General features: G+C 68.9%; 27 protein-coding genes. 12 read left to right on the top strand and 15 right to left on the bottom strand.

The annotated features are described in order from the left end of the window. The first annotated feature begins 309 nt into the window (after window positions 1-309). The 3 genes from apbC to ASE43_RS04110 all read left to right on the top strand — a co-directional run bounded on the left by apbC (window position 310) and on the right by ASE43_RS04110 (window position 2,615). The gene (gene apbC / locus ASE43_RS04120; protein WP_082607088.1) at window positions 310-1,386 is read left to right on the top strand and encodes an iron-sulfur cluster carrier protein ApbC; all 1,077 of its coding nucleotides are present in this window, start codon (window positions 310-312) and stop codon (window positions 1,384-1,386) included. A gap of 109 nt (window positions 1,387-1,495) precedes the next feature. After that, window positions 1,496-2,065: a dCTP deaminase gene (dcd, locus tag ASE43_RS04115; RefSeq protein ID WP_055899878.1), complete on the top strand. Its 570-nt coding sequence runs from the start codon at window positions 1,496-1,498 to the stop codon at window positions 2,063-2,065. A 31-nt stretch (window positions 2,066-2,096) separates the two neighbouring features. Beyond that, window positions 2,097-2,615 carry an RDD family protein gene (locus tag ASE43_RS04110; protein ID WP_057159545.1) on the top strand — a complete coding sequence of 173 codons (519 nt, stop codon included), beginning with the start codon at window positions 2,097-2,099 and terminating at the stop codon, window positions 2,613-2,615. A gap of 15 nt (window positions 2,616-2,630) precedes the next feature. Here ASE43_RS04110 and ASE43_RS04105 read toward each other — a convergent pair whose 3' ends face one another. The 11 genes from ASE43_RS04105 to ASE43_RS04055 all read right to left on the bottom strand — a co-directional run bounded on the left by ASE43_RS04105 (window position 2,631) and on the right by ASE43_RS04055 (window position 11,506). After that, entirely contained in the window at window positions 2,631-2,933 is a 303-nt protein-coding gene (locus tag ASE43_RS04105) for a hypothetical protein (RefSeq protein WP_057159544.1), read from the bottom strand. A 229-nt stretch (window positions 2,934-3,162) separates the two neighbouring features. Then, on the bottom strand, window positions 3,163-3,819 hold the full coding sequence (pcp, locus tag ASE43_RS04100; RefSeq protein ID WP_057159543.1) for a pyroglutamyl-peptidase I: 657 nt from the start codon (window positions 3,817-3,819) through the stop codon (window positions 3,163-3,165). Beyond that, the gene (locus ASE43_RS04095; RefSeq protein ID WP_057159542.1) at window positions 3,816-4,769 is read right to left on the bottom strand and encodes a DUF979 domain-containing protein; all 954 of its coding nucleotides are present in this window, start codon (window positions 4,767-4,769) and stop codon (window positions 3,816-3,818) included. Before ASE43_RS04095 ends, pcp begins: the two co-directional genes overlap by 4 nt. Then, entirely contained in the window at window positions 4,766-5,464 is a 699-nt protein-coding gene (locus ASE43_RS04090) for a DUF969 domain-containing protein (RefSeq protein ID WP_057159541.1), read from the bottom strand. The genes ASE43_RS04095 and ASE43_RS04090 overlap by 4 nt, the downstream gene beginning before the upstream one ends. A 124-nt stretch (window positions 5,465-5,588) precedes the next feature. After that, the gene (locus ASE43_RS04085) at window positions 5,589-6,353 is read right to left on the bottom strand and encodes a 5-oxoprolinase subunit PxpA (RefSeq protein WP_200956207.1); all 765 of its coding nucleotides are present in this window, start codon (window positions 6,351-6,353) and stop codon (window positions 5,589-5,591) included. Window positions 6,354-6,390: 37 nt separating this feature from the next. Then, the gene (locus tag ASE43_RS04080) at window positions 6,391-6,573 is read right to left on the bottom strand and encodes a DUF5668 domain-containing protein (RefSeq protein ID WP_056175562.1); all 183 of its coding nucleotides are present in this window, start codon (window positions 6,571-6,573) and stop codon (window positions 6,391-6,393) included. A gap of 92 nt (window positions 6,574-6,665) precedes the next feature. Then, window positions 6,666-8,492, bottom strand: a complete 1,827-nt coding sequence (locus ASE43_RS04075) for a DUF885 domain-containing protein (protein ID WP_057159540.1) — start codon at window positions 8,490-8,492, stop codon at window positions 6,666-6,668. 275 nt (window positions 8,493-8,767) lie between these two features. Further along, a complete protein-coding gene (locus ASE43_RS04070; protein ID WP_057159539.1) occupies window positions 8,768-9,733 on the bottom strand; it encodes a biotin-dependent carboxyltransferase family protein in 966 nt (321 codons plus the stop codon). Next, a complete protein-coding gene (gene pxpB, locus ASE43_RS04065) occupies window positions 9,730-10,440 on the bottom strand; it encodes a 5-oxoprolinase subunit PxpB (RefSeq protein WP_057159538.1) in 711 nt (236 codons plus the stop codon). Before pxpB ends, ASE43_RS04070 begins: the two co-directional genes overlap by 4 nt. Next, window positions 10,437-10,847 (bottom strand): HIT family protein, encoded by a 411-nt coding sequence (locus ASE43_RS04060; protein WP_057159537.1) that lies wholly within the window; start codon window positions 10,845-10,847, stop codon window positions 10,437-10,439. Before ASE43_RS04060 ends, pxpB begins: the two co-directional genes overlap by 4 nt. Beyond that, window positions 10,844-11,506: a dienelactone hydrolase family protein gene (locus tag ASE43_RS04055; RefSeq protein WP_057159536.1), complete on the bottom strand. Its 663-nt coding sequence runs from the start codon at window positions 11,504-11,506 to the stop codon at window positions 10,844-10,846. Before ASE43_RS04055 ends, ASE43_RS04060 begins: the two co-directional genes overlap by 4 nt. 193 nt (window positions 11,507-11,699) lie before the next feature. Here ASE43_RS04055 and rimO point away from each other — a divergent pair, with 193 nt between their 5' ends. Next, window positions 11,700-13,073, top strand: a complete 1,374-nt coding sequence (gene rimO / locus ASE43_RS04050; RefSeq protein ID WP_057159535.1) for a 30S ribosomal protein S12 methylthiotransferase RimO — start codon at window positions 11,700-11,702, stop codon at window positions 13,071-13,073. 6 nt (window positions 13,074-13,079) lie between these two features. On the opposite strand, the gene ASE43_RS04045 is transcribed toward rimO, so the two are convergent. Further along, complete coding sequence (locus tag ASE43_RS04045; RefSeq protein WP_082607086.1) at window positions 13,080-14,315, bottom strand: DUF4010 domain-containing protein; 1,236 nt, start codon at window positions 14,313-14,315, stop codon at window positions 13,080-13,082. A 160-nt stretch (window positions 14,316-14,475) separates the two neighbouring features. On the opposite strand from ASE43_RS04045, the gene ASE43_RS04040 reads away from it, so the two are divergent. Continuing rightward, the gene (locus ASE43_RS04040; protein ID WP_157499654.1) at window positions 14,476-15,144 is read left to right on the top strand and encodes a hypothetical protein; all 669 of its coding nucleotides are present in this window, start codon (window positions 14,476-14,478) and stop codon (window positions 15,142-15,144) included. A gap of 25 nt (window positions 15,145-15,169) precedes the next feature. On the opposite strand, the gene greB is transcribed toward ASE43_RS04040, so the two are convergent. From greB to ASE43_RS04025, 3 genes are all read right to left on the bottom strand, one after another. Continuing rightward, window positions 15,170-15,673 (bottom strand): transcription elongation factor GreB, encoded by a 504-nt coding sequence (gene greB / locus ASE43_RS04035; protein ID WP_056175529.1) that lies wholly within the window; start codon window positions 15,671-15,673, stop codon window positions 15,170-15,172. Window positions 15,674-15,679: 6 nt separating this feature from the next. Beyond that, window positions 15,680-16,171, bottom strand: a complete 492-nt coding sequence (locus ASE43_RS04030; protein WP_056175526.1) for a copper resistance protein NlpE — start codon at window positions 16,169-16,171, stop codon at window positions 15,680-15,682. Window positions 16,172-16,282: 111 nt separating this feature from the next. Beyond that, a complete protein-coding gene (locus ASE43_RS04025; RefSeq protein WP_056175523.1) occupies window positions 16,283-17,806 on the bottom strand; it encodes a helicase HerA-like domain-containing protein in 1,524 nt (507 codons plus the stop codon). A 165-nt stretch (window positions 17,807-17,971) separates the two neighbouring features. Here ASE43_RS04025 and ASE43_RS04020 point away from each other — a divergent pair, with 165 nt between their 5' ends. From ASE43_RS04020 to ASE43_RS03990, 7 genes are all read left to right on the top strand, one after another. Next, a complete protein-coding gene (locus tag ASE43_RS04020; protein WP_057159532.1) occupies window positions 17,972-19,525 on the top strand; it encodes a transglycosylase SLT domain-containing protein in 1,554 nt (517 codons plus the stop codon). An 11-nt stretch (window positions 19,526-19,536) separates the two neighbouring features. Next, window positions 19,537-20,727: a M50 family metallopeptidase gene (locus tag ASE43_RS04015; protein ID WP_057159531.1), complete on the top strand. Its 1,191-nt coding sequence runs from the start codon at window positions 19,537-19,539 to the stop codon at window positions 20,725-20,727. Window positions 20,728-20,742: 15 nt separating this feature from the next. Further along, complete coding sequence (locus tag ASE43_RS04010; protein ID WP_235568644.1) at window positions 20,743-21,426, top strand: lysoplasmalogenase; 684 nt, start codon at window positions 20,743-20,745, stop codon at window positions 21,424-21,426. A gap of 203 nt (window positions 21,427-21,629) precedes the next feature. Next, window positions 21,630-22,208, top strand: coding sequence for a TlpA disulfide reductase family protein (locus ASE43_RS04005; RefSeq protein WP_056175510.1), 579 nt, complete (start codon window positions 21,630-21,632; stop codon window positions 22,206-22,208). An 84-nt stretch (window positions 22,209-22,292) separates the two neighbouring features. Then, entirely contained in the window at window positions 22,293-22,493 is a 201-nt protein-coding gene (locus ASE43_RS21580; protein WP_157499653.1) for a hypothetical protein, read from the top strand. Between the two features lie 137 nt (window positions 22,494-22,630). Beyond that, complete coding sequence (locus ASE43_RS03995; RefSeq protein WP_057159528.1) at window positions 22,631-23,305, top strand: hypothetical protein; 675 nt, start codon at window positions 22,631-22,633, stop codon at window positions 23,303-23,305. A 225-nt stretch (window positions 23,306-23,530) separates the two neighbouring features. After that, a complete protein-coding gene (locus ASE43_RS03990; RefSeq protein WP_157499652.1) occupies window positions 23,531-24,124 on the top strand; it encodes a hypothetical protein in 594 nt (197 codons plus the stop codon). Window positions 24,125-24,133: the final 9 nt, after the last annotated feature.

The raw sequence follows: 24,133 nt of genomic DNA, 5'->3' as shown, positions 1-24,133 counted from the left end.
TCGAAATGGACCGTACTGATCGACTCGTAGAAAAGCGCCCTTTTGGGAGAACTAGGCGTCATTTATGTGCGGCACCCAGTGCCGATAAATGTCCCCGGCGATTCCTTGGCGACAATATCCGCGCTATCGGGGATTAAGTTCGATATACCAACGGGTAGAAACGCGTGTTATTCGATGATTATTTCGCCCGTATCACCGTTTAGCGCGTTTGCAAGCCGCGCTGCGCTGGGCCGCAGCGACGGCCGCGGTATCATGTGACTGCTGCGGCCCTGCGATGATCTCGGGCGCTGCGCAGCGACTCTTTATCAGGTGACCCGTTTGAGCGAATCATTGCAAAGCCAGATTTCGGCCCTTTTGCTGCCCGACACCCACTTCACCCTCGCCGAGGCCGGCGCCAAAGTGCGCGCGGTGGATGCCGACGGCCGGGTGGCGGTGGCGCTGACCTGCGGTTTCCCGGTGCGCGGCATCGAGGCGGCCCTGAGTGAGGCGATCTCTAGCCTGCTCGCGGGCGAGGGCAAGACCCTGGCCAGTCTGGAGCTCAACGCGCGCATCACCTCGCATGCCGTCCAACCCAACCTGTCCCCGCTGGAAAACGTGCGAAACCTGATCGCGGTCGGGTCGGGCAAGGGCGGGGTGGGCAAGTCGACCACGGCGGTCAATCTGGCGCTGGCGCTGGCGGCCGACGGGGCGCGGGTGGGGGTGTTGGACGCCGACATCTACGGGCCCAGCGTGCCGACCATGTTGGGGCTGAGCGGCAAGCCGGACAGTCCGGACGGCAAGACCATCGAGCCCATGCACGCGCACGGGATCGCGGCGATGTCGATCGGGCTGCTGGTGGAGCAGGACACGCCGATGATCTGGCGCGGGCCGATGGCGACCTCGGCGCTGACCCAGTTGCTCAACGAGACGCGTTGGGGCGAGCTGGATTATCTGATCGTCGATCTGCCGCCAGGCACCGGCGATATCCAGCTGACCCTGGCGCAGAAGATTCCGGTGGCGGGCGCGGTAATCGTGACCACGCCGCAGGACGTGGCCACTCTGGACGCGCGCAAGGCCTTGAAGATGTTCGAAAAGGTGCATGTACCGGTGCTGGGCCTGATCGAAAACATGGCCGTGCACGTGTGCTCGAACTGCGGGCATGCCGAGCACGTGTTCGGCGAGGGCGGCGGCGCGCGCATGGCGGCGCAGTACGGGGTGCCTTTGCTGGGCAGCCTGCCGCTGGAGATCGCGATCCGCGAGCAGGGCGACGCCGGCGTGCCGGTGGTGGCGGCCGCGCCGGACTCCGCCGCGGCCCGCGCCTACCGCGCGGCGGCGCGCAATTTGGCGGTGCGGCTGGCGCTGCGGCCGCGCGTCGCGCCCTCGATTTCGGCCTCGCTGCTGGGCTGAGCCCGGCGCTGGCCCGGCGGGCGGCCTAGGGCCGGGCGACGCCCGGCCCTGCTCGCTTACAATCGGCGGTCACGGCGCTTTCGCCCCAGCACGCCCCCGAGACCCCCGCATGAGCATCAAGTCCGACCGTTGGATCCGTCGCATGTCCGAGCAGCACGGCATGATCGAGCCGTTCGAGCCCGGTCAGGTCAAGCACGCCGCCGACGGCCAGCGCATCGTCAGCTACGGCACCTCGAGCTACGGCTACGACGTGCGCTGCTCGCGCGAGTTCAAGGTGTTCACCAACATCAACTCGACCATCGTCGACCCCAAGCATTTCGACCCGGGCAGCTTCGTCGACATCGAGAACGACGTCTGCATCATCCCGCCGAATTCCTTCGCGCTGGCGCGCACGGTCGAGTACTTCCGCATTCCGCGCGACACCCTGGTGGTCTGCCTGGGCAAGAGCACCTACGCGCGCTGCGGCATCATCGTCAACGTGACCCCGCTGGAGCCGGAGTGGGAAGGCCACGTGACCCTGGAATTCAGCAACACCACGCCGCTGCCCGCGCGCATCTACGCCAACGAAGGCGTGGCGCAGATGCTGTTCTTCCAGTCCGACGAAGTCTGCGAGACCTCGTACAAGGACCGCGGCGGCAAGTATCAGGGACAGACCGGCGTGACGCTGCCGCGTACCTGAGCCGTATCGGCAACCACTGCAAGGACGAACCGTGGAAGAAGAGAACCCGTACCGCAGCCCGCGGGCGCAACTGGTCGAGAGCACGCCTGTGGATGGCGAGCTTGCGAGTCGGTTCAGCCGTTTGGTGGCGATCGTGCTGGACACGATCATCGTGTTCGCGATCACCGGCCCGATGGCCTACTTCGGCGGTTATTTCGAGCAGGTACGCGCCAACAGCGCAGCCGGAAGGATGTTCATGCCGATCGGCACGCTGGCCTTCTGGACGGCGATCGGTTTCACGGCGTTCGCGCTGATTCAGGCCTACCCCTTGCATGCCTACGGTCAAACCTGGGGCAAGCGGATCTGCAAGATCAGGATCGTGGACATGGACGGCGCCAAGCCCAGCCTGGGCCGTCTGTTGTTGCGGCGCTACCTGCCGATCAATCTGGCCAGCGTCGTGCCGATACTCGGCAATGTGTTCGGCATCGTCGATGTGCTGATGATCTTCCGCCGCGACAAGCGCTGCTTGCACGACTTGATCGCCGGTACGCGGGTGATCAAGTCGAGTTAAGCCGCAGGACTGGGCTTACGGCTTCTGGTAGGTCACGAAAAAGCCCTGCAAATCGCCGTTCTCGATATACGGCTCCACGCTGACCACGTTGTAACCGCGCGTGGTGAACGACTGGTGGGCGCGGCTGAGGTTGTTGGCGGCGCCCTGATTTCGGAAGCCCCAACTGGCTTCGACCCACAAAGTGACCGCACGCAGGTTCTTGGCGACGGCTTCCTGCGCGACCTGGTCGGGGTTCTTGTCGAACAGACCGGCTTGGGCGACGGGCGCGGCGAGCACGGCCAGGGTGCAGAGCAGGGCGGCGGACAGGCGACGGTGCATGGCGTTCTCCGGGGTGAGGCGTTGTGTCACGCGATGCGGCATCTTCGCTGGTGGTGGGCGAATGGGAGCCGAACGTCGTGATGCGGGCGAATTCGCCGCTGTCCTGATTCCCCCCTTTGAAAAAGGGGGGCTAGGGGGGATTTGCTTTTAGCTGCGGATCAAGAACAAATCCCCCTCGATCCCCCTTTTTCAAAGGGGGAGGACAAGCAAGGGGAGGCAAACAGACGCGTCAGTGCTCGGCGCCGGCGGCGATTCTGCTGTCCGCAACGGTCGTGAGCGCGGTGGCCAGCGCGATGCGCAGACCTTCGGAGACGAGCTCGATCGACAGGCTGGGCGCGCCCGGGTGCTGCGCGGCCTGGGCCGGCGAATACGGGATATGCACGAAGCCGCCGCGCACGCCGGGGCTGCGCCGTAGCGCGTGCATCAGGCCATAGAAGACGTGGTTGCAGACATAGGTGCCGGCGCTTTGCGAGACCTCGGCGGGGATGCCGGCGGCGCGCAGGGCCGCGAGCATGGCCTTGATCGGCAGGTCGCTGAAGTAGGCCGCCGGGCCCTCGGCCACCACGGGTTCGTCGATGGGGCACGCGCCATCGTTGTCGGGGATGCGGGCGTCGTCGACGTTGATCGCGATCCGCTCCAACGACAGCTGGCTGCGGCCGCCGGCCTGGCCGACGCACAGCACCAGCGCAGGCCGGGTGTCGCGTATGGCCGCGCGCAGCTCGCGCAGCGAGGCGCCGAATACGCAGGGCAGGCAGCGCGCGACGATGCGGTGGCCGCGCACGGACTTGCCGGCCAGGCGCTGCACCGCGTCCCAACTGGGGTTGCTGCTTTCGCCGCCGAAGGGCGCGAAGCCGGTCAACAGCACAGTCGGTTTGCGCGCGCTCATCGGAACGCGATCCAGTACATCAGCAGCACGTTGCAGGCCAGCAGCACGGCGCCGGTGGGCCACTGCGCGCGAATCACGCCGTAAGGATCCTTGAGTTCCAGCAATGCCGCCGGCACCAGATTGAAGTTGGCCGCCATCGGCGTCATCAGGGTGCCGCAATAGCCCGAGAGCATGCCGATCGCGGCCAGCGAGGCGGCCTCGGCGCCGTGCTGCTGCACCAGCAGCGGCAGGGCGATGCCGGCGGTCATCACCGGGAACGCGGCGAAGGCGTTGCCCATGATGATGGTGAACAAAGCCATGCCCAGCGCGTAGGCGACGACCACCACGAAGGGGTTATCGACCGGAATCACCGAGCGCACCACCGCGGCGGTGGCCTGGCCGACGCCGCCGGCCTCGAACACGCTGCCCAGCGAGGCCAGCAGCAACGGCAACAGGGCGGCCCAGCCGATCGAATCGACCAGGCGCCGCGATTGCTCCACGCCGCTCCACGGCGTCTGCCGAGTCAGACGGCATGCGGCGGCCAGCGCGATCGTGCAAGCGATCGTTAGCGAGACCAGGGTGACGTTGGCGGTTTCCAGCAATGGCGTGCCGCCGAACTGGATGCGCTTGAGGCCGAGCGCGCCGATCAGGGTGACCGCCGGAATCAGCAGCGCGGGCCAGAACAATCGATTGCCCAGGCGTTGCGCTTCGCGGTGTTTCTCTTCGGCGCTGCTCTGCTGGTAGCCGCCCATGCGCACGCCGCCGAAGCCGGCCAGCACGGCCAGCACCACTACAAACACGCCGACCAGTTTGGGCGGCAAGTGCTCGGCGGCGAACAGCAGGAACGCCAGTAGCCCCCAGAACAGGGCGGTGGTGTGGCGGCGCGGGTTGTCGCGGTCGCGCCAGCCGCGCCAGGCCAGGGCGGCGAAGTAGGCGCCAAGCAGCCAATACGCGTGGGTGAGGGTGATCATGCCGGCGGCGCCTCGGGTTTGGCCGCGGACAGGCGTTTGGCCAGGCGGCGCTCGAAACGCAGGATGCGCACGGTGTGGATAGCGAATGCGCAGATCGCGGTGGGGATGCCCCAGAACGCGATCTGCAACGCGTCCAGTTGGATGCCGTGTTCGGCGTAGAAGCTCTGGATCAGCAGCACCGCGCCGAAGGCGATGAAGATGTCTTCGCCGAAGAACAGACCGACGTTGTCGGTGCCGGCGGACATCGCGCGGATGCGCTGGCGCTCGTCTTCGGGCAGCTCGCCGTGGCGCACCTGGGCCGCGCCTTCGGCCATCGGCGCCAGCAGCGGGCGCACGGTTTGCGGGTGGCCGCCCAGGCTGGTCAGGCCCATCGCCGAGAACAACTGGCGCATCAACAAATAGGCGATCAACAAGCGGCCCATCGTCGCGCCGCGCAGTTTCGCGATCCAGGCTTGGGCGTGTTCCTTGAGACCGTGGCGTTCGAGCAGGCCGATCACCGGCAGAGTCAGCAGGAACAGCAGCAGGAAGCGCTTGTCGGTGAAGGCCTTGCCCAATACCTCGAGCACGTCCATCGGCGAGAGTTTCGCGGCCAGGCCGGTGACGAAACCGGCGACCACCACGACCAGGGCGGGATTCAGACGCAAGGCGAAGCCGAGCACGACGGCGGCCACGCCCAGCAAGGGCCAGTAATTCATGAGCGGATCCTGTCGGCAGCGGGGCTACCGGCGGTGGGGACGTCCGTGTCGGGAGAGGCGGGCTGGGTGTCGCGACGCGATGGATGCGATGAGGAAACGGTGCGGGATGGGGCGGCCGCTACGGTCATGCGGCGTCGATCGCGAGGATGCGGATGCCGTCGGCCTCGAGCGCGGCGCGTACCGCGCGCGCGAACTCGGGCGCGTCGGCGCGATCGCCGTGCAGGCACAGGGTGTCGGCGCGCAACGGCAGGCGGTGGCCGTCGGCGCACACGACTTCGCCGCGCGTGGCCAGGCTGTGCACCTGCGCGATCGCCTGCTCCAAGGTCTCCAGCACCGCGCCCGGCGTGCCGCGTGGCAGCAGGCGGCCGTTGCGGCCGTAGCCGCGCTCGGCGAACACTTCGTGCACGGCGCGCAGGCCGGCGGCTTCGGCGGCGGCGGTGAGTTCGGAGCCCGACAGGCCGAACACCGCGAGTTTCGGATCGAAGGCCGCGACCGAACCGACGATGGCGTCGGCGACGATGCGGTCGTCGGCGGCCAGGTTGTAGAGCGCGCCATGCGGTTTGACGTGGCTCAGGCGCAGGCCTTCGTCGTCGGCGATCGCGGCCAGGCGCGCGAGCTGGCTGAGGATCAGCATGCCGATCTCGTCGCGGTCCAGCGGCAGCACGCGGCGGCCGAAATGTTCGCGGTCTTCGTAGCCGGGGTGGGCACCGATCGCGACGCCGTGCTCGCGGCACAGGCGCAGGGTCGCGCGCATGGTGGCGTCGTCGCCGGCATGGCCGCCGCAGGCGATGTTGGCCGAGCTGACGTAGGGCAGGATCGCGGCGTCGTCGCCGCAACCTTCGCCGAGGTCGCAGTTGAAATCGATGCGTTTGCGGTTCGGAACGGTCACGCCGCGATTCTGCCTCAAAGCGGCGTCGCAGCGGACCTCAGTCGTCCTGGCGTTTGCGATGGGGCCTGAACAGCATGCCCAGGCCGACCACGATCAGGATCGCCGGCCACCCAGTCCGGATCAGGCGCCCCAGGCTGATGTCGGCCAGGCCCAGATTGTCGAGCAGGAACACGGTGCCGATCGCGATCAGCACGATCGCTGCGACGATATTCGGTCTCATGGATCGCCCCCCCGAGTGAGGGCCCAGGGCGCCACCAAGTCGGGTGTCGCGACCGCCTGCGCCGGGCCGCCGTAGCAGCCCGGCGCGTGGATTCAGGTGCCGGGCGCGGTCTGCGGCTTGTCGGCGCCAGCCGGCGCGGCCGCAGGAGCGGATGCCGCCGCCGGTGCCTGCCACAGCTTGGCCTCGGCCGGGCCGCCCATCATCTGCGCGCGCACCAGCGGCACCGGCGGGCCGCCGTAGCTCAGGAACTGGTCGTGGAAGGCCTTCCAGGCGCTGCGGCCGCCGCGGCTGGCGGTCCAGTCCTCGCGCAGCTGCATGATCATCAGCTTGCCCATGGTGTAGTTCAGATAGCCCGGGTCGTAGGTGCCGCGCGCGGCCTGCTGGCGCGCGTTGCCGGGATCCTGGAACGCCTTGTCCTTGAACATCTGCTCGGACTGGGCGACGGTCATGCCGCCGGTGTGCAGACCGATCGCGGAGATGAAACGCACGTCGCGCAGCAGGGCGTTGCTGAGCTGGCCGATGTGGATTTCCGGCGTGGCGCCGCCGACGCCGGCGTCGTACATCATTTCCTCGGTGTAGTGCGCCCAACCCTCGGCGTAGGCGTAGCCCACGAACAACTGGGCGAACTTCCACTGCGAGCGATTCGCGTGCAGGAACTGCAGGAAGTGGCCCGGCCAGACTTCGTGCGCGGACGTGAACAGCAGGTCGGCCTTGCCCGGCACGTAGGCGTCCTGCTCGGCCTTGGGCCACTTCGGGTCCGGCGGCGCGATGTAGTAGACCGAGGGCAGGTTCTTCTCGTACGGGCCCGGAATCTCGATGTAGGCGAAGTTGGTGCGGTTGAACGGCGGCGCTTCCTCGACGCGCGCCTCCTCGGTGCCGGGGATGGTCACCAGGTCCTTGTCGACCAGGAACTTGCGCAGGTCGACCAGTTGCGCGCGCGCGCCTTCGACCGCGCCGCCCTGCGGCTTGTCGGCGTTGACCTTCTCGATGCAGGCGTTGATGGTCTGGCCGGCGGCGTATTGGTCGCAGGCGGCTTTGAGCGCGGCCAGGTTGCGCGCCAGGTCGGCCTCGCCGATCGCCTTGAGCTGGTCCAGCGGCAAGTCGACGCGCTCGGTGGCCTTGAGCATCTTGGCGAAGCGCTCGGCGCCGATCGCATAGTCCTGGGTGGCCTGCGGTTTCTGCGCCGTCAGCCAGTCCGACAGGCCCTGCATGGCTTCGATGGCCTTGGCGTTGGAGGCCTTGAAGCGCGCCTGCAGCGCGGCGTCGGGCACTTCGGCGAAGGCCTTGGGCGCGTCGTTCTTGAAGAACTCGGCCAGTCCGCCGAACACGATGTTGCCGAACTCGATGTAGCTGGCCGGCAGCGGGCCCTTGAGGTTGGCGCGGATCTGTTCGGCGGCCTTGGGCAGGGCTTCCTGGTAGCTGGCGAACGCGGCCATGCGCTGCGGCAGCGGCGCGTAGGGGCGGGTGAGGTACATGCTCGGCGAGAGGTCGCCGGCGTAGAAGGCGGGGTTCTTGTTGGGGAAACCGGAATCCTTCAGATAGAACAGCTGGCCGTCGATCACCGACAGCGCGTACTCGCGCTGGAAGCGCTGATCGGGGGCGAGCTTGTCGTCGCCGAACGCGGCCAGCTTGGCGCGTTGCTGCTCCAGCCAGGCGCCGGTGGTGGCCAGGGCTTCGGGCGACCAATCGGGCAGCTTGCCGTCGAATTCGTGCTTGCCGGCGCTGGCAGCGGCGGTCGGGTAGTGATTGAAGTAGCCTTCGATGAAGGCATCGATCGCGGGCTGCCAGTCGGTGTTGGCGGCGGCGGTGGCCGCGGCGGCCGGCGTAGCGGCGTCGGGGGCGGCGGGCGTCTGCGCTTTGCACGCGACCAGCGCGAGCACGATGCAGGCGGACAGAGACAGCAGACGGACGGGACGCATGCGAACTCTCCGGAGCGGGGTCGAACGGGCATGCTAAGCACGTAGCGCCAGCAGCAGCCAGTGCCCGAAGTCGTGTGCGGTGAGAGCGTGGTCGCGGTGCGGTGCTGTTGGATCGCCACGTCAGCTACTGTAGGAGCGGCGCAAGCCGCGACCGCGCTACAACGCTTGCGTCGCGGCTCGATGGACGCGAAGCGAATCATTGACACCGCAGCTTGAAATGACGCATTCGCGGCTTACGCCGCTCCCACCCAGAGCGAGCCTCGTGGCTTGGCCGGTCACGTGGAGGCGGACAGAAATCGTGCCAGCGGGCGTTCTAGCGCCAAATACAAGCGCTGCAGCCGCACCCGCGCTTCGGCCGCGGCGGCTTGTGCCTGGGCGGCGGTGCAGGCTTGGAAGCGCAGCGTCGCATGCGGAGGCAGTTGCGCCAGTCGCGGCAGGTCGGCGGCGATGACGTGGCCCAGGCGCGGATAACCGCCGACGGTCTGGGCGTCGGCCAGCAAGACGATAGGTTGGCCGTCGGGCGGCAGTTGCAGCGTGCCGGGCGCGACCGGTTCGGACAGGCCGCCCGCGCGTTGGCTGGTCAACGGGTTGCCGTGCAGGCGCAGCCCCTGGCGATTGCTGGCAGCGCTGACCTGCCAGGCCTGGCTGGCCAAGGCGGTCGCCGCCGCATCGTTGGAAGGCAAGTAGCGCACGGGCGCGTCGGGATGCTCGCCGAATTCCGGCTCGGCCCACCAGCCGGGAATGCGCGGCATTTGAGTCACGAACATCGAGCCGGGAACCAATGCGAGGCGGTCGCCCGTGCGCAAGGCGCGGCCCTCGTGGCCGCCGAAGCCGCCGCGCAGGTCGGTGCTGCGGCTGCCGAGCACGGGCGCTGTCGCGAAGCCGCCGTCGACGGCGAGCCAGGCGCGCGCGCCATCGCGTATCGCACCCAGGCTTAAGGTGCCGGCGGGCAGATCGATAGGCCGCCCCATCGGCAAGGCGATGCCGTCGAAACGCGCCACCACGCAGCGGCCGGTCAAGGCGATCCGCACCGGCGCGTCGAAGCGCAGGGTCGGGCCGTGCAGAGTGAGTTCCAGCACCGCCGCATCAGGCGCGTTGCCGACCAACCGGTTGCCCAGGCGCGCGGCATCCGGATCCAGCGCGCCGGCGCGCGCCACGCCGAGATGGCGCCAGCCGTCGCGGCCCAGATCCTGCAGCGTGCTCAGCAAGCCGGGCGCTACGACCTCGACGACGCGCGTCATGCCGGCTGGTCCCGGATCGCCGCCGCGGCGGCGGCGTCTATGGCGCGAAAGCGCACGCGGTCGCCCGGCAGCAGGGCGGTCGGCGGCTCGCGCGCGGGGTCGAACAGGCGCAGCGGCGTGCGCCCGAGGATGCGCCAGCCGCCGGGGCTGTCGCGCGGGTAGATGCCGGTCTGGGCGCCGCCGATGGCGACGCTGCCGGCGGCCACGCGCGTGCGCGGCGTGGCCAGGCGCGGCAGCGCCAGTGCGGGGTCCAAGCCCGACAGATACGGGAAGCCGGGCGCGAAGCCGATCATCGCCACGGCGTACTCGCCCGCGGCATGGCGTTCGATCAAGCGCTGCGGCGTCAGACCCAGCTCGGCCGCGGCCGCTTCCAGGTCGGGCCCTTCCTCGCCGCCGTAGACGACCGGGATTTCGATCGTGCGCGCGGCGGCGATCCGCATCGTCGTATCGTCGGCGCCCAAACGGTCGTGCAGCCATGCGCGCACGCGCTCGGCGTCGATGGCGCCGGTGTCGAAGAACACCGCCAGGCTGGCGTAGGCCGGCACCAGATCGCGCAACCATGCCGGCGCGTGCTGGCGCAGGCGCGCCGCGTCGGCATGCACGCGCGCGTTGATCGCATCGTCGATGCCGGCGCCATCGCCCTCGGCGTAGCGCAGCAACCAGGCGTCGTCGGCCAGCGCCAGCGCCTGCGGCGCGCGCGCGCTCACGCCGCCAGCGCGTCCTGCAGGCGCCGGATGCGGCCGATCAGCGCTTCGGGCGAATACGGCTGCGCGGTCGCCATGCCCCAGACCGGACGGGGCCAGGCGATGTCCTCGCGGAAGCGCGCGATCACGTGCACGTGCAATTGCGGCACCAGGTTGCCCAGCGCGGCGACATTGAGCTTGTGCGGCGAAAACGCCTTTTGCAGGGCCCGGCTGGCGACCGCGACTTCGCGCATCAGTTCGGTCTGCTGGGCCTCGTCCAGGTCGATCAGCTCGACCGCGTCCTCGATCCGCGGCACCAGGATCAACCAGGGATGATTGGCGTCGTCCATCAGGCGCAATTCGCACAGCTTGAACTGCGCCACCGGGTGGGTGTCGTCCGCCAGTTGCGGATGCAGGTGCCAGGGGTTCATTTCAGCGCGTCCGCAAAGAAGTCCAGGGTACGCCTCCAGGCCAAGTCCGCGCTGTCGGCGTGGTAATCCGGGCGCAACTCGCAGTTGAAGCCGTGGCCGGCGTTGTAGAGGTAGATCGGCGCGTTCGGCAGGGCCGCGCGGTGGGCGTCGATGGCCTCGGGCGGGATGCTGGCGTCGCGTTCGCCGAAGTGGAACACAATGGGTGCGCGCGTCGGCTCGCCCAGGAACGGCACGGTGCGTGCGCCGTAATAGCTCACCGCCGGCAGACCCAGGCGGGTATTGCACAGGAAGGCCAGGCTACCGCCCCAGCAGTAGCCGACCGCGCCGGTGCGCAGGCCTTCGCCTTGCAGGCGGTGCGCGGCGGCGCCGGCGATCTCGACCGCGCGGTCGAAGCCGACCGCGTTGCGCAGCTCGCCGCCGCGCGCGGCGTCCTCGCTGCCGTAGCCCAGCTCGATATGCGGTTGGACCGGGGCGAACAGGTCCGGCGCCAGAGTGGTGTAGCCCGCCTGGCCGAAACGGTCGGCGACGCTGCGGATGTGCTCGTTGACCCCGAAGATCTCCTGCAGCAGTACCAGCGCGCCGCGCGAGGGCCCGGTAGGCTCGGCGCGCCAGGCCGCAACCGGCCCGTGCGGGGTGTCCAGATCGGTCCACTGGCCCATGGCGGCCTCCGTTCAGCTGCGGGAATCGAGTCCAGTTTAGCGCCGGGGCTATAATTCGCGACCCCGGCGACGGTCCGCGCCGGCTCCGCCTCCGTTCCGCGCCTGCCCACCGGCATTCGCACCCCTTACTCAGCCAGTACGCCCCGGTTCCGCGCGCATGCGTGGCCGAGCGTCCCGCCAGGCCCCCGCACGCATGTCCCTAGCCAATCCCAAAGTCGGTTTCGTCAGCCTCGGTTGTCCCAAGGCCCTGGTCGATTCCGAACGCATCCTCACCCAGCTGCGCGTGGAGGGCTACGACATCGTCCAGAGCTACGACGCCGCCGACGTGGTGGTGGTCAACACCTGCGGCTTCATCGATTCGGCGGTGACCGAATCGCTGGATGCGATCGGCGAGGCCATCGCCGAGAACGGCAAGGTCATCGTTACCGGCTGCCTGGGCAAGCGCTCGGAGCTGATCCGCGAGACCCACCCCGATGTGCTGTCGATCAGCGGCCCGCAGGACTACGCCAGCGTGATGACCGCGGTGCACGCCGCGCTGCCGCCCAAGCACGATCCCTTCATCGACCTGGTGCCGCGCCGCGCGTTCGAGGCCGAGGAGGGTATCGGGGTCAAGCTCACGCCCAAGCACTACGCCTATCTGAAGATTTCCGAAGGCTGCAATCACCGCTGCAGCTTCTGCATCATCCCGTCCATGCGCGGCGATCTGGTCTCGCGCCCGGTCGATCAAGTGCTGCGCGAAGCCGAGAAGCTGGCCAGGGGCGGCGTGCGCGAACTGCTGGTGATCTCGCAGGACACCTCGGCCTACGGCGTGGACGTGAAGTACGCCGAGCGCGAATGGCGCGGCAAGACCTACCAGACCCGCATGAAGGCGTTGTGCGAAGGACTGGGCGAGCTCGGCTTGTGGACGCGCCTGCACTACGTCTATCCCTATCCGCACGTGGACGACATCATTCCGCTGATGGCGCAGACCGGCGCCAACGGCATGCCGATCCTGCTGCCGTACCTGGACATTCCGTTCCAGCACGCCAGCCCGCGCGTGCTCAAGCTGATGAAGCGTCCCGGTGCGGTCGACAAGACCTTGGAGCGCATCCAGCGCTGGCGCGGCATCGCGCCGGACATCACCATCCGCAGCACCTTCATCGTCGGCTTCCCGGGCGAGACCGAGGCCGAGTTCGAGGAGTTGCTGGATTTCCTCGACGAGGCCCAGCTCGACCGCGTCGGCGCGTTCGCCTATTCGCCGGTCGACGGCGCCCAGGCCAACGCGCTGCCCGATCCGCTGCCCGAAGAGGTCAAGCAGGAGCGTCTGGCGCGTTTCATGGAGCGCCAGGCCGAGATCTCGGCGGCCAAGCTCGAAGCCAAGGTCGGCAGCGTGCAGCGTTGCATCGTCGACGCGCTGGACGGCGAGCTCGCGATCGCGCGCAGCATGGGCGACGCGCCGGACATCGACGGCCTGGTCCAGATCCAGAACGGCTTCGAGGCCGGCCTGCAGCCGGGCGAGTTCGTCGACGTGCAGATCCTGGGCAGCGACGAACACGACCTCTACGGCGAAGTCGCGTTCGAGGATTGAGTTAGCTCAGGACGTCGCCCAGGTCGCCGCGGCGCTGGCCGCGGCCATGCCGATCAGGCCGGCCGCGACATGCAGGGCGTAGCGGCGATTGCCGCTGGCGAAGGCCAGCACGGTCTTGGCCGCCGCGCTGGCCGCGAGTAGGCCGACCACACCCCAACGCGCGTGTTCCAGGCTCAGGTCGCCGGACTGGGTGAGCTGGGCGACGCTGGCCGCGGCCGCGTGCAGTTCGGCCAAGGCCACCAGCACCGCGGTGACCAGCGCGCCGGTGTCGCCGAACAGGTGACGCATCCACGCCGACAACAGCAGCACCGCTGCGATCACCGCCGCCAGCACCAAGGCCTGGCTCAAGCGGAACGCGCGCGCGGCCGGCGCCTTCGGCAAGGCGTCGCTGCCGCCGCTGCGATGCAGACCCAGCGCCGCGGCGACCGTGAGCGCCGCGGCCGCGGCCGCCAGCGGCCAGGCGCAGGCGCGCAGCAGACTGGGGGCGGCGGTGCCGATCACGCCGGCGAACAAGGCCAACGAAGCCAGGTTGGCGAGCAGGGCCGCGGCCGCGGACACCGAGGTCAGGCCGGGCTCGCTGCGGCTGCGTTCGCCGAAGCCGGCCACCGCCGCGGTCGACGAGGCGAAGCCGGAGAAAAAGCCGGCCACCGGCAGGCCCCAGCGCGCGCCCACGCTGCGCAGGGCGATATGGCCGAGCATGCCCACCGCCATCACCAGCACGACCAGGCGCCACAAGGCCGAGGGCACCAGCACGCCCCAGGGGTCGACCGCGGTATCGGGCAGCAACGGCAGCACGATCAAGGCCGCCGCGGCCAGCAGCAGGGCGTCCTGCAGTTCGCGCTCGGACACCACCCGCCGCGCGAAGGCCTGCAGGGGCTGTTTGGCGAACAACAAGCCGGCGACGATCACCCCCAGGCCGGCGGCCAGGGCCGGTTCGCGCTGGGCGAAGGCCGCCAACAGTGCGGTGGCGGGCAGGGCGACCTCGCCGGTCAGGCCCGGGTCGTCGTTGCGGGTTTGCAGATAGCTGGCCAGCGACAGCGCGCCCACCACGATCACCAGCGCCGCCAGCACGGCGGTGCCGAGCAGGGCTGCCGCCGCGGCCGCGATCGCGACCACCGCATGGGTGCGCACGCCCGCCACCGCGGTGCGCTCGCCGAGGTGGGCGCGCTCGCGCACCACCCCGACCAGCAGGCCGATCGCGATCGCGCTGAGCAGGCCGCGCAGTTGGGCGTCGAATTCCAAATTCCGTCTCCCGCCGTGGTCTGCGCCTGCGGCCATCTTAGGCGCGCTAGCCGGCAGCGGTCATCCCGGCAGCCTGTCCTGGCCGGCGGCGTTTTCGCGTGAACCTGGGAAGCGGCGCGGGGGTAGGATGCGCGCCAGGGATCGACACAGGGGACGGACGATGAAACGCAGCAGGACGATGTGGGTCGGGATCGGATTGGCGCTGGCGTTCGTCGGCACGGCGTGGGCGCAGGAGCCCAAGCTGGAGCCGATGACCGAAAGCATGCTGGTGGACTATCTGCCCGACGACTCGCGCGTCGAGACCCGTCTGGATGGCGATTTCAACGGCGACGGCCTTGCCGATACCGCCTACGTCGGCGGCAACGACGACAAGCGCCTGCTGAAAGTGATGCTGGGCTACAAGGACGAGTTCGAACTGGGCCATACGCCCACAGGCGAGGCCGCGCTCGAGGTAGCGCCGCTGGGCTCGGCCTCGCTGTCGTTCAAGAAGGGCGTGCTGATCGTCGAGGACCTCACCGGCGGCACCACCGCCACCGCCACCACCTACCGCTATCGCTACGACCCTCAGACCAAGCGCATGCGCTTGATCGGTCTGGACGCCGAGCGTTACAGCCGCACCAACAGCCACGACACCCTGAAGCTGAGCTGGAACCTGCTGACCGGCGCGCGCATCGTCCAACGCGGCCGCGTCAACGACAGCGGCAAGGGCGACGAGGCCTACCGCTACGACCCGGAGCGCAAGCTCTCGAGCAAGTCGGCGCCGGTGTACATGGACGAGACGCCCAGCCCGGACGCCTTGATCGACGCGCAGCTGGAGGCGGGGAGCTGAGACTGCGGGCCGGCGCGCTGCGGGCTTAGCCTTCGTACTCCACCGCCACGATCGCGTAGCGCGTCGCGCCGCCGGGCAGCGCCGCCTCGAACTCGTCGTCGACGCGCTTCTTCAGCATCGCCCGCGCCAGCGGCGAATCGATGCTGATGTGGCCCAGGCGCGCATCGGTCTCGTCCGGGCCGACAATGCGATAGCGCTGCAATTCGCCGTCGGCGACGTTCTCGACTTCGACCCAGGCCCCGAAATACACCGCGTCCGGGTCCGTGGGCGCGGTTTCGACCACGCGCAGCGCGGGCACGCGCTTGCTCAGATAGCGCACGCGACGGTCGATCTCGCCCAACTGCTTCTTGCGATAGATGTACTCGGCGTTTTCCGAGCGGTCGCCCTCGGCCGCCGCGGCGGCCAGGGCTTTCACCACTTCAGGACGGCGGACGCGCCATAGCTCGTCCAGCTCCTGCTTGAGCCGGGCGTGGCCCTCCCGCGTGATCAGGGCGGTGCTGTGCTCCGCGGGAGGTCGCCATCGGCCCATGCGTCGTTACAGCGCCGCGGCCTGGCGCTTGAGGCTGAGGTTGGCCTGGCTGTCGATCGCCTTGCCTTCCTTGTCCAGCGCGCGGATCTCGTCGGCCGACACCACCTGGTACAGGCTGTCTTCCACGGTCTTGCTGTTGGGATCCAGGCGAATGCGCTGGCCGGCTTCCTCGGCGGTCCAGGTGCCGTCGCCCTTGGTCTCGCTGTTCTTACGATCCTGGTAGCTGGTGGCGACGGCGTAAGTGCCGTCGGCCTTCAGCTCGAGCGTGGTGTTGATGCCCGGGCAGTCGGCGCAGGGCAGGGTGCCGCTGAAGGTGCCGGCGAAGGCCTTGGGGTCCAGCGCGGGCGCGACCGGCGGCGCCGGTTCCGGCGCGGCGGCGGGGGCGGCCGCGGCTTCGGCCTTGGGCGCATCGGCGGCGGGTTCGGCCGGCTTCTGCGGTTCGCAGCCGGCGAGGGCGATCAGGGCGACGCTGGCGAGCACGAGCAACTTCGGGTTCATACGGACACGCTCCTGGTTGATGGTCGAAACGGATATTCGCGATGCGAACGGGTGGAAAGTGGGCGCTGCCGGTGTGGGGCCGGCTTCGCGTCGGACGAAACCGGCTAAGCCTTACTTGCGCCCGCCGAAGATGCCGCCCAGCAGGCCGCGCAGGATCTGCCGGCCGATCTGGTTGCCGACGGTGCGCGCGGTTTGCTTGGCCATGGTCTCGACCATGCCCTGGCGACGCTTGGTGCCGAACACCGCGTCCTTGACCGCCTGGCCGAAACCGCCTTGCTCGGCCTCGTCCTGTTCGCGGGTCTTGGCCGGCGGCGCCTCGGCCTGGGTGGCCGCGGTTTCGGCGCGCTTGGCCAGCATTTCCGAGGCCGATTCGCGATCGATCGCGGTGTCGTACTTATGCCCCACCGGGCTGCCGGCGCGCACTTGCGCGCGTTCGGCCTCGGTGATCGCGCCCATGCGGCAGCGCGGCGGCGCGATCAGGGTGCGCTCCACCGGCATCGGTACGCCCTTGTCCTGCAGGGTCGAAACCAGTGCCTCGCCGGTGCCGAGCTTGGAGATCGCCTCGGCGACGTTCAGCGCGGGGTTCGGCACGAAGGTTTCGGCCGCGGTCTTGACCGCCTTCTGATCGCGCGGGGTGAACGCGCGCAGCGCGTGCTGCACGCGGTTGCCGAGCTGGCCGAGGATGTCGTCGGGCACGTCGTCGGGGAACTGCGAGCAGAAATACACGCCCACGCCCTTGGAGCGGATGATGCGTACCACCTGTTCCACCCGCTGCTGCAGGGCCGGCGGGGCGTCGTCGAACAGCAGATGCGCCTCGTCGAACACGAACACCAGCTTGGGCTTGTCGAGGTCGCCGACCTCGGGCAGGTTCTCGAACAGCTCCGACAGCAGCCACAGCAGGAAGCTCGAATACAGGCGCGGCTTCATGATCAGCTGGTCGGAGGCGAGGATGTTGATCAGGCCGCGGCCGTTGGGCGCGGTGCGCATCAGGTCGGTCAGCTCCAGCGCCGGCTCGCCGAAGAAGGCGTCGCCGCCTTCCTGTTCCAGGCGCAGCAGGGCGCGCTGGATCGCGCCCACCGACTGGGTGCTGACCAGGCCGTAGGAGGTCGAGATGTCCTTGCGCTCCTCCGCCACCAGCGCCAGCAGCGCGCGCAGGTCCTTGAGGTCGAGCAGCAGCAGGCCGCGGTCGTCGGCGAGCTTGAACACGATGTCGAGCACGCCCGACTGGGTGTCGTTGAGCTCCAGGATGCGCGCCAACAGGGTCGGGCCCATTTCGCTGGCGGTGGTGCGCACCGGATGGCCGAGCTTGCCGAACAAGTCCCAGAACACGGTGGGGCTGGCTTCGGGCGTCCAATCGGGCACGCCCAGCTCGGCCACGCGCGCCAGCAGCTTGTCGTTGGCGGTACCGGCCACGGCCAGGCCGGCGACATCGCCCTTCACATCGGCCAGGAACACCGGCACGCCCAGGCGCGAAAAGCCTTCCGCGATCGTCATCAGGGTCACGGTCTTGCCGGTGCCGGTGGCGCCGGCGACCAGGCCGTGGCGGTTGCCCAGCTTGGCCTGCAGGTAGACCTGGCCGCTCTCGGGCGTGGTCACCGCCTTGCCCAGGAGGATGGCGTTCTGCGTCGAGTCCATGTCCGCGTCCGTTGGAAGATCGGTCGATTCTAGCGGCAGCGTCGCATCGGCGTGTCGGTGTCGGCCCGCGCCAGATGAACCGGCAAGGTGCGCGCGCTCACGCTTCCTTGCCCCGCATGGACCCCGCGGCTACCCTGCCAGGACCCTTCGCTGCCCTTGTCGTCCATGCCCCCATTTGCCCGTCTTTCCGGCGCCTTCGCGCCCGTCGCCGTCCTCGCGCTGGCCGCGCTGTCCTTCGATGCCTCGGCCCTGTCCAAGCGCGACCAGGCCGCCGTCGACGCCCTGAACCAGCGCATGCAGGCCGCCGAGGCCAAGTACCGCGCCGCCCTGGTGCAGATCCGCAACGCCGATCCGGAGGGCCAGAAGCTCAGCGACTCGGCGCTGGAGGACATGGAGGACGTGATCGCCGCCTGCAATAAGCAGAAGGGCTGCCAGCTGACCACCATGCTGACCAGCTACAAGCGCCTGCTCAAGGCCAATGCCGATGCCGAATCGCGCGCCGACGCCGGCGACGACGAGGACGAGACCCTGCTGGACACCGACGGCTCGCTGGCCGCCGACGTGCCGCAGGCCGCGCGCGCCGCCGCCCTGCTCAACGCCGACGGCCAGCGCTTCGTGAAGATGGTGCAGTACAACCCGGCCGTGCAGGCGGGCATCCGCCGCTGGCTGACCGACATGCGCGGCTCGCTGATCCAGAGCCACGAGAACTACCAGTACATGCGCCAGATGATGTGGCCGCAGTACGAGCGCGCCGGCCTGCCCGAGGCGCTGCTGTTCGGCATCATGGCCAAGGAATCCAACGGCCGCGTGCACTCGACCTCGCGCGCCGGCGCGGCCGGCCCGATGCAGTTCATGTACGCGACCGGCAAGCGTTTCGGCCTGGGCGACGACGGCACCGGCTTCGACACCCGCTACGACGCGCGCGCCTCGGCCCAGGCCAGCGCCGAGTACCTCAACGAACGCATGGCCGCGCTCAACAACAGCATCGAGATGTCGTTGGCCGCCTACAACGGCGGCGAGGGCCGCGCCCAGCGCGTGTTCAACGCCAGCGGCGGCCGCAATTTCTGGGACGAGTCGGTCTACAACCAGTTCCCGCCCGAAACCCGCGACTACGTGCCGATGGTGATCGCCGCGGCCTGGCTGTTCCTGCACCCGAAGGAATACGGCCTGAGCTTCCCCAAGGTCGATCCCAAGCCGGCCAGCCTGCGCCTGAGCCAGCCCAGCTCGATCTACCAGCTCACCATCTGCCTGGGCAACGGCGGCACCCGCGACGGCTACATGCGCGTCCTGCGCAATCTCAATCCGCGCTACCAGGCCGACAGCTACCTGCCGACCGGCACCAGTCTCAACGCCACCACCAAGATCGTCGGCCTGTACAACCGCTGGTGCGTGCAGGGCGCGCGCGCCGATCTGGCCCGCACTCTGATGCTCAGCGATCCGACTACGGCGATCGTGCGCACCGGTCCGGTGACGATGGTGACCTCCACCGAGAGGGGCGAGGACGGTACCGTCGCGATCGCGCCGGCACCGCAGGACCCGCCCAAGGCCAAGGAAAAAGAAAAGCCCAAGAGCTATCGCGTGCAGCGCGGCGAAACCCTGACCTCGATCGCGCAGAAGTTCCAGTGCGACACCGGCAAGCTGGCCAAGCGTAACGGCCTGAAGGCGCCTCGTTATTCGATCCGCCCGGGCCAGACCTTGAAGGTCGACGGCTGTAAGTAAGCGCCGTCGGCATGGACGCCGCTGACGAAAAGCATGCGGACCAGGGCGCGACGGCGCCCTGGTCTTGGTCGCCGCGGCTGAACCGGGTGATGGAGGCGCTGGCCGCTGCTCTGGCGGCGCTGAGCGTCCTCGGAGCCGCGCTGGCCTGCAGTTCCATCGTCGAGCCGCTCTCCGGATTCTGGGCGCTGTCGGCCGGCGTCCTGTTGTTCATGGCGCTGACCTACCTGGCGCTGGCGGTGCACGAGTTTGGCCACTACCTGGGCGCGCGCCTGCGCCGCATGATCGTGCTTGCCGTGGCGATCGGACCGGTCGAGTTCTACCCGGTGGTCGGCGGCTGGCGCCCGCGACCACGTGAGCGTCGGCATGTGCGCGAAGTCGGAGGCTACGTGGTCGCGTTCCCCGATCCCGATCGGCCGCCGCGCGGCGATTTCGCGGTGATGCTGCTGGGCGGGCCGCTGGCGAATCTGGTCCTCACCCTGTCGCTGGCGGCGTTGCTGGCGACGATGGAGGCCTCGCACTGGCAGTTGCTGTGCATCGCGCTCGCGCTGCTCAACTTCGCCGGCTTCGCCTGCAATCTCCTGCCTTATCAGACCAAGTCCCTGGCCACCGACGGATTGCAGTTGCTGCGGCTGCGGCACTGGCCTTCCGACATGCATACCGATCCCTGGCTGGTGTGGATGCGCTTGATGGGCCGTTCCTTGCGCGGCGTCACCGCCGACGAATTGCCCGAGCACGAGATGCGCGTGCTGGCCGAGCGCGCCGATGCGCTGCCCTTGCAGGACGAATGGTTCCAGCTCAAGGCGCTGCAGAACCGCGGGGACTGGCGACGGGTCGACGAGGTGGAGCGCGCCTTGAACCGTAGCGTGGCGGCGCTGGACGAAGCCTCGCTGGCTTCGATGAGCAGCGTCCTGCTGCTGATGCGCGCCGAGATCGCGTTCTGCCGGAGCATGGCCAGCGGCGACGCCGGCCACGTCGAAGCCGTCGGCCTCACGCCCGCGCTGCGGCGCGACGTACCCTATCTGATGCCGCGTCTGCAGGCCCTGGCCTCGGGGCTGCGCGGCGACGTCGAGCGCTCGGCGGCGGCGATGGAGCGATCGTGCGTCGGCGCCGAAACTTCGATAGACGTCGCAACCCGACGCTGCGAAGCGCGACTGCGCGGCTACATGCGGGCGATCATCGAACAGCGACGGGCCGCGTCGTAAATGGAGGGGCAGGGCGTGGGACGGACCGATGACATCGACAGCGCGAACTCCGGCGACGGCGGCGCGCGCTACTGGCTGCCCGCGATCGCGCTGGCGTCGGTGCTCGCGATCGTCGGTGCGATGGCGCCGCTGCCCTGGCTGCACTACCTGACCAAACCCACCGCGACCTTGCTGGTGCTGGCAATGGTCTGGCGCATGCCGGTGGGTCGCACGAAGTATCGGCCCGCGATCCTGGTCGGCCTCGCGCTATCGACCTTGGGCGACGTGTTCCTGATGCTGCCCGGCGACTGGTTCGTGTTCGGGCTGGGCAGCTTCCTGTGCGCGCATCTGGCCTATCTGATCGCGTTCACGCGCAGGGCGCGCGCATTCGCGACGCTGTGGCCGTTCCTGGCCTACGCTGCGCTCGCCGCCGCCGTGCTGGCGGTGTTGTGGTCGCATCTGCCGGGCGAGCTGCGCGTACCGGTCGTGATCTACGTGGCGGTGCTGGCGGCGATGGCTGCGCAGGCCGCGGCGGTGTGGTGGCGGCAGCGCACGCGCGCGACCGCGCTGGCGGCCTTGGGTGGCCTGAGTTTCGTGATCTCCGATGCCAGCCTGGCGATCGACCGCTTCGCCGCGCCGTTCGCGACCGCGAGCGTGGTGGTGCTGGCGACCTACTGGCTGGCGCAGACCTGGATCGGCCTGTCGGTGCGCGAGCGCTGAAGCACGTCAGCACGCAATCTGTGCCTTTTGTCTATAAGCAGTGCTTGCGATTGGCACCGCTGCCTATTCGACTCGGCGCAAACACGGGCCATTCGTCTTGTACGGCCTGCGGCCTCGCCCTATAAACGAGCGACACAGCGGCAATCGTCCGCTGCATCGAAGCGTCGTCGTCCAGGGCAGGGAGCGCCATGTCGAAACGGAGCATGCAAGGATCGATCGCGGACATGTTGTTGTACGTGCTGCTGATCGGCGCCGCGGGTTTTTCGCTCTGGTCCGCATACGGCCAGCGTCAGTTGCAGCAGCAGCTGCAGGAAACCCGGACCCAGCTCGGGCGCGCGCAAAGCGGCGACTACCTGCCGGTGATCGTGCGGCCGCTGGTGCAGAATCCCGAGCGCGTCGTGCGCCTGGGCGCGCCGGCGTCCGGCATGCAGTTCCTGTACGTGTTTTCGCCCGACTGCCGGTTCTGCGCGGCTTCAGCGCCCCACATCGAGCGCATCTATAGTCGCGCCGCCGCGAGCGGCAGCGAGTTCTACGGCGTTTCCCTGCGCGACGCCACGGCGACCGACGCCTTTCTCAAGAAGCACGGTTCCAAGATTCCGACCGTCGCCCTGACCGACGCGCGCACCCGCGCCCTGATGCGCGTGCGCACCGTGCCGGCGCTGCTCAGCGTCGACCGCAACGGCCGCATCCGTTACGTGAAGTACGGCGTGCTCACCGAGAAGGACGTGCCGCGGGATCCGCCCGGCGCCGTCGCGCTGCCGCATCAGGCCACGCTGCCTTAGCGGCCGCCGCCTATCGACCGGCGGACTTCGGCGCCGCCGCCGGTTCGGCTGCAGTTCGGCGCCATCGAGGACAAGGAGAGGACCGTGTTCGAATCAAGGAAAGGCAAGACGAAATGGATCGCCATCGCTGCGTCATCGCTGCTGCTGGGTATGTCGGCGTTCATGCAGGTCACCGCATCGACCCCGAACGCGCCGCCGGGTTGCGATACCTGCTGGACCTGTCCCAACGGCTACGGCGGCATCGGCTCGGGTGGTTCGTGCATCGCCTGTTGCGATCCGCCTTGATCGCAGGCGTCTAGGCAGCGGCATCGCCGTTCTCTGCGGCGATGCCGTCTTTGCCCAGCGCCGATTCCGGATCTGGTGCAACAGGGCGTACAACGATGCGAATATGAGTACGACCCGCCACGGATCGCTCTCGCCTCATGATCGTACTTTCCGGCTTCTTCTACGCGCTCGCGCACCATCCGTTCTGGTCGTGGTTGGCGCTGGTCCTGCTGGCGCTGGCGGCGAGTCTGTTGATGGTGCGGTGGACCGGAAAGGCGCGCTGGATGCTGCTGTTGCTGGCGGCCTTCATCGGCGGCCAGCTCAACATCTTCACCGGTCATATTCTCAACGCCTGGTTCCTAAATGCCTACGGCAGCCGCGGCACGGCGGTGATCGTGCACTCCGAGCTGACCAACTCCACCCTCAACGACCAATACATTTCCGACTACTGGGCGGTGTTGCGCACCGCCGACGGGCGCGACGTCAAGATCGAGTTCGACACCATGTCGGCCAGCATCTACCCGATCCGCAACGAGATCCTGCTGCCGCCGCAAGGCCAGCGGTTCGTGGTCAAGTACGTGCGCGGCTTCGAGCGCAACGTCGCGATCATGAGCGACGAGTCGGACTACGGGCGCCGTTGGGTGGTCGCGCAGGCGCGCGGGCCGGTGGACAGAGCCGCCGCGCAACTGGCGGCGAGCCCGGACAACCCCGAGTTCGTCGAGGAGTACCGCAGCGAACTGCGGCGCTTTCTCGACCAGCACCGCAAGGACGCCGACCCGGCCCTGGTCGTGAGGTTCGAGCGCGAATTAGGCGAGTTGGAGCAGCGCCGATAGCTGCGCCTGCTCGCATGGCCGGCGCCACGATCGCCACGACGGTAGCTCGATCCATGCTGGCGGCCGCGCGGGTCGCGCAGGCGCCGAACGCACGCAGTCGCGCAGGTATCGCCTCACTCGGGTGAGCGGCCGTCAGGGGCATGCTTTGTACGTCTCCGATCTGTCTTGTCGTCGGTCCGAGCCTCGTGCTACTACTGAGCCACCGACAGGAGCCTCGGTGGCCCCATGCTTACAGGACGTTGTTTCAGCGCTTTCGCCTTAGCCGCCTTGTTGGCGTTGCCGGCCTGCGCCGCCAAGTCGCCCAGCCCCGACAGCGCCGCCGTCGAGCCGGCCGAGGCGGCGACCCCCGATCGGACCGCCGCCGCGCCCGCGCCCGCCGCTGCACCAGCGCCCGCACCCGCGGTCGCACCCGTCGCGGCGGCGCCGAAGCAAGAATTCTCGGGTCAATGGGCTTATCGCCAGTCCTGCGGCTGGCAGCACAGCGCCCACCTGGAGTTGGCCGAGTCCGGCAGTGGCGTTAGCGGTCGTTGGGACGACGGCACCCGCGCGCGTGGCGACAGCGGCCAGTTGCAGGGCGAGCTGCGCGATGGACGTCTGTATCTGCGCCTGTGCAGCGAAGGCGAAGCCGATGGCAAAATTCCCGCCTGCCCGAACTACGGCGAAGCATCGGCCTACCTGGCGCGCGAAGGCGCCGTGCTGGGCTGGTACCGCAAGTCCGGCGACGGCTACCGGCCTTACCTGAAACTGCACCCGGCCGGGGCCGGCCAAGCCGTGCCCGACGACAGCAGCGGCTGCGAAGAAGACGCCGAGCAAGACTGAGCGCGACCA

The sequence above is a fragment of the Lysobacter sp. Root983 genome (genome assembly GCF_001429345.1).
Taxonomy (GTDB): domain Bacteria; phylum Pseudomonadota; class Gammaproteobacteria; order Xanthomonadales; family Xanthomonadaceae; genus Lysobacter.
Note: the sequence above shows the minus strand (reverse complement) of the source record. Positions and strands in the feature narration are given on the sequence as shown.

Bases quoted from the DNA above. Each gene is read 5' to 3' on its own strand.
- ASE43_RS04090 (WP_057159541.1), bottom strand. From the start codon at position 5,464: ATGAATTACTGGCCCTTGCTGGGCGTGGCCGCCGTCGTGCTCGGCTTC.
- rimO (WP_057159535.1), top strand. From the start codon at position 11,700: ATGTCCCTAGCCAATCCCAAAGTCGGTTTCGTCAGCCTCGGTTGTCCC.
- ASE43_RS03990 (WP_157499652.1), top strand. From the start codon at position 23,531: ATGCTTACAGGACGTTGTTTCAGCGCTTTCGCCTTAGCCGCCTTGTTG.
- ASE43_RS04025 (WP_056175523.1), bottom strand. From the start codon at position 17,806: ATGGACTCGACGCAGAACGCCATCCTCCTGGGCAAGGCGGTGACCACG.
- ASE43_RS04060 (WP_057159537.1), bottom strand. From the start codon at position 10,847: ATGAACCCCTGGCACCTGCATCCGCAACTGGCGGACGACACCCACCCG.
- ASE43_RS04105 (WP_057159544.1), bottom strand. From the start codon at position 2,933: ATGCACCGTCGCCTGTCCGCCGCCCTGCTCTGCACCCTGGCCGTGCTC.
- ASE43_RS04005 (WP_056175510.1), top strand. From the start codon at position 21,630: ATGCAAGGATCGATCGCGGACATGTTGTTGTACGTGCTGCTGATCGGC.
- ASE43_RS04055 (WP_057159536.1), bottom strand. From the start codon at position 11,506: ATGGGCCAGTGGACCGATCTGGACACCCCGCACGGGCCGGTTGCGGCC.
- ASE43_RS04080 (WP_056175562.1), bottom strand. From the start codon at position 6,573: ATGAGACCGAATATCGTCGCAGCGATCGTGCTGATCGCGATCGGCACC.
- ASE43_RS04015 (WP_057159531.1), top strand. From the start codon at position 19,537: ATGGACGCCGCTGACGAAAAGCATGCGGACCAGGGCGCGACGGCGCCC.
- dcd (WP_055899878.1), top strand. From the start codon at position 1,496: ATGAGCATCAAGTCCGACCGTTGGATCCGTCGCATGTCCGAGCAGCAC.
- ASE43_RS04040 (WP_157499654.1), top strand. From the start codon at position 14,476: ATGAAACGCAGCAGGACGATGTGGGTCGGGATCGGATTGGCGCTGGCG.
- pcp (WP_057159543.1), bottom strand. From the start codon at position 3,819: ATGAGCGCGCGCAAACCGACTGTGCTGTTGACCGGCTTCGCGCCCTTC.
- ASE43_RS04020 (WP_057159532.1), top strand. From the start codon at position 17,972: ATGCCCCCATTTGCCCGTCTTTCCGGCGCCTTCGCGCCCGTCGCCGTC.
- greB (WP_056175529.1), bottom strand. From the start codon at position 15,673: ATGGGCCGATGGCGACCTCCCGCGGAGCACAGCACCGCCCTGATCACG.
- ASE43_RS04070 (WP_057159539.1), bottom strand. From the start codon at position 9,733: ATGACGCGCGTCGTCGAGGTCGTAGCGCCCGGCTTGCTGAGCACGCTG.
- ASE43_RS04075 (WP_057159540.1), bottom strand. From the start codon at position 8,492: ATGCGTCCCGTCCGTCTGCTGTCTCTGTCCGCCTGCATCGTGCTCGCG.
- ASE43_RS03995 (WP_057159528.1), top strand. From the start codon at position 22,631: ATGATCGTACTTTCCGGCTTCTTCTACGCGCTCGCGCACCATCCGTTC.
- ASE43_RS04095 (WP_057159542.1), bottom strand. From the start codon at position 4,769: ATGATCACCCTCACCCACGCGTATTGGCTGCTTGGCGCCTACTTCGCC.
- ASE43_RS04030 (WP_056175526.1), bottom strand. From the start codon at position 16,171: ATGAACCCGAAGTTGCTCGTGCTCGCCAGCGTCGCCCTGATCGCCCTC.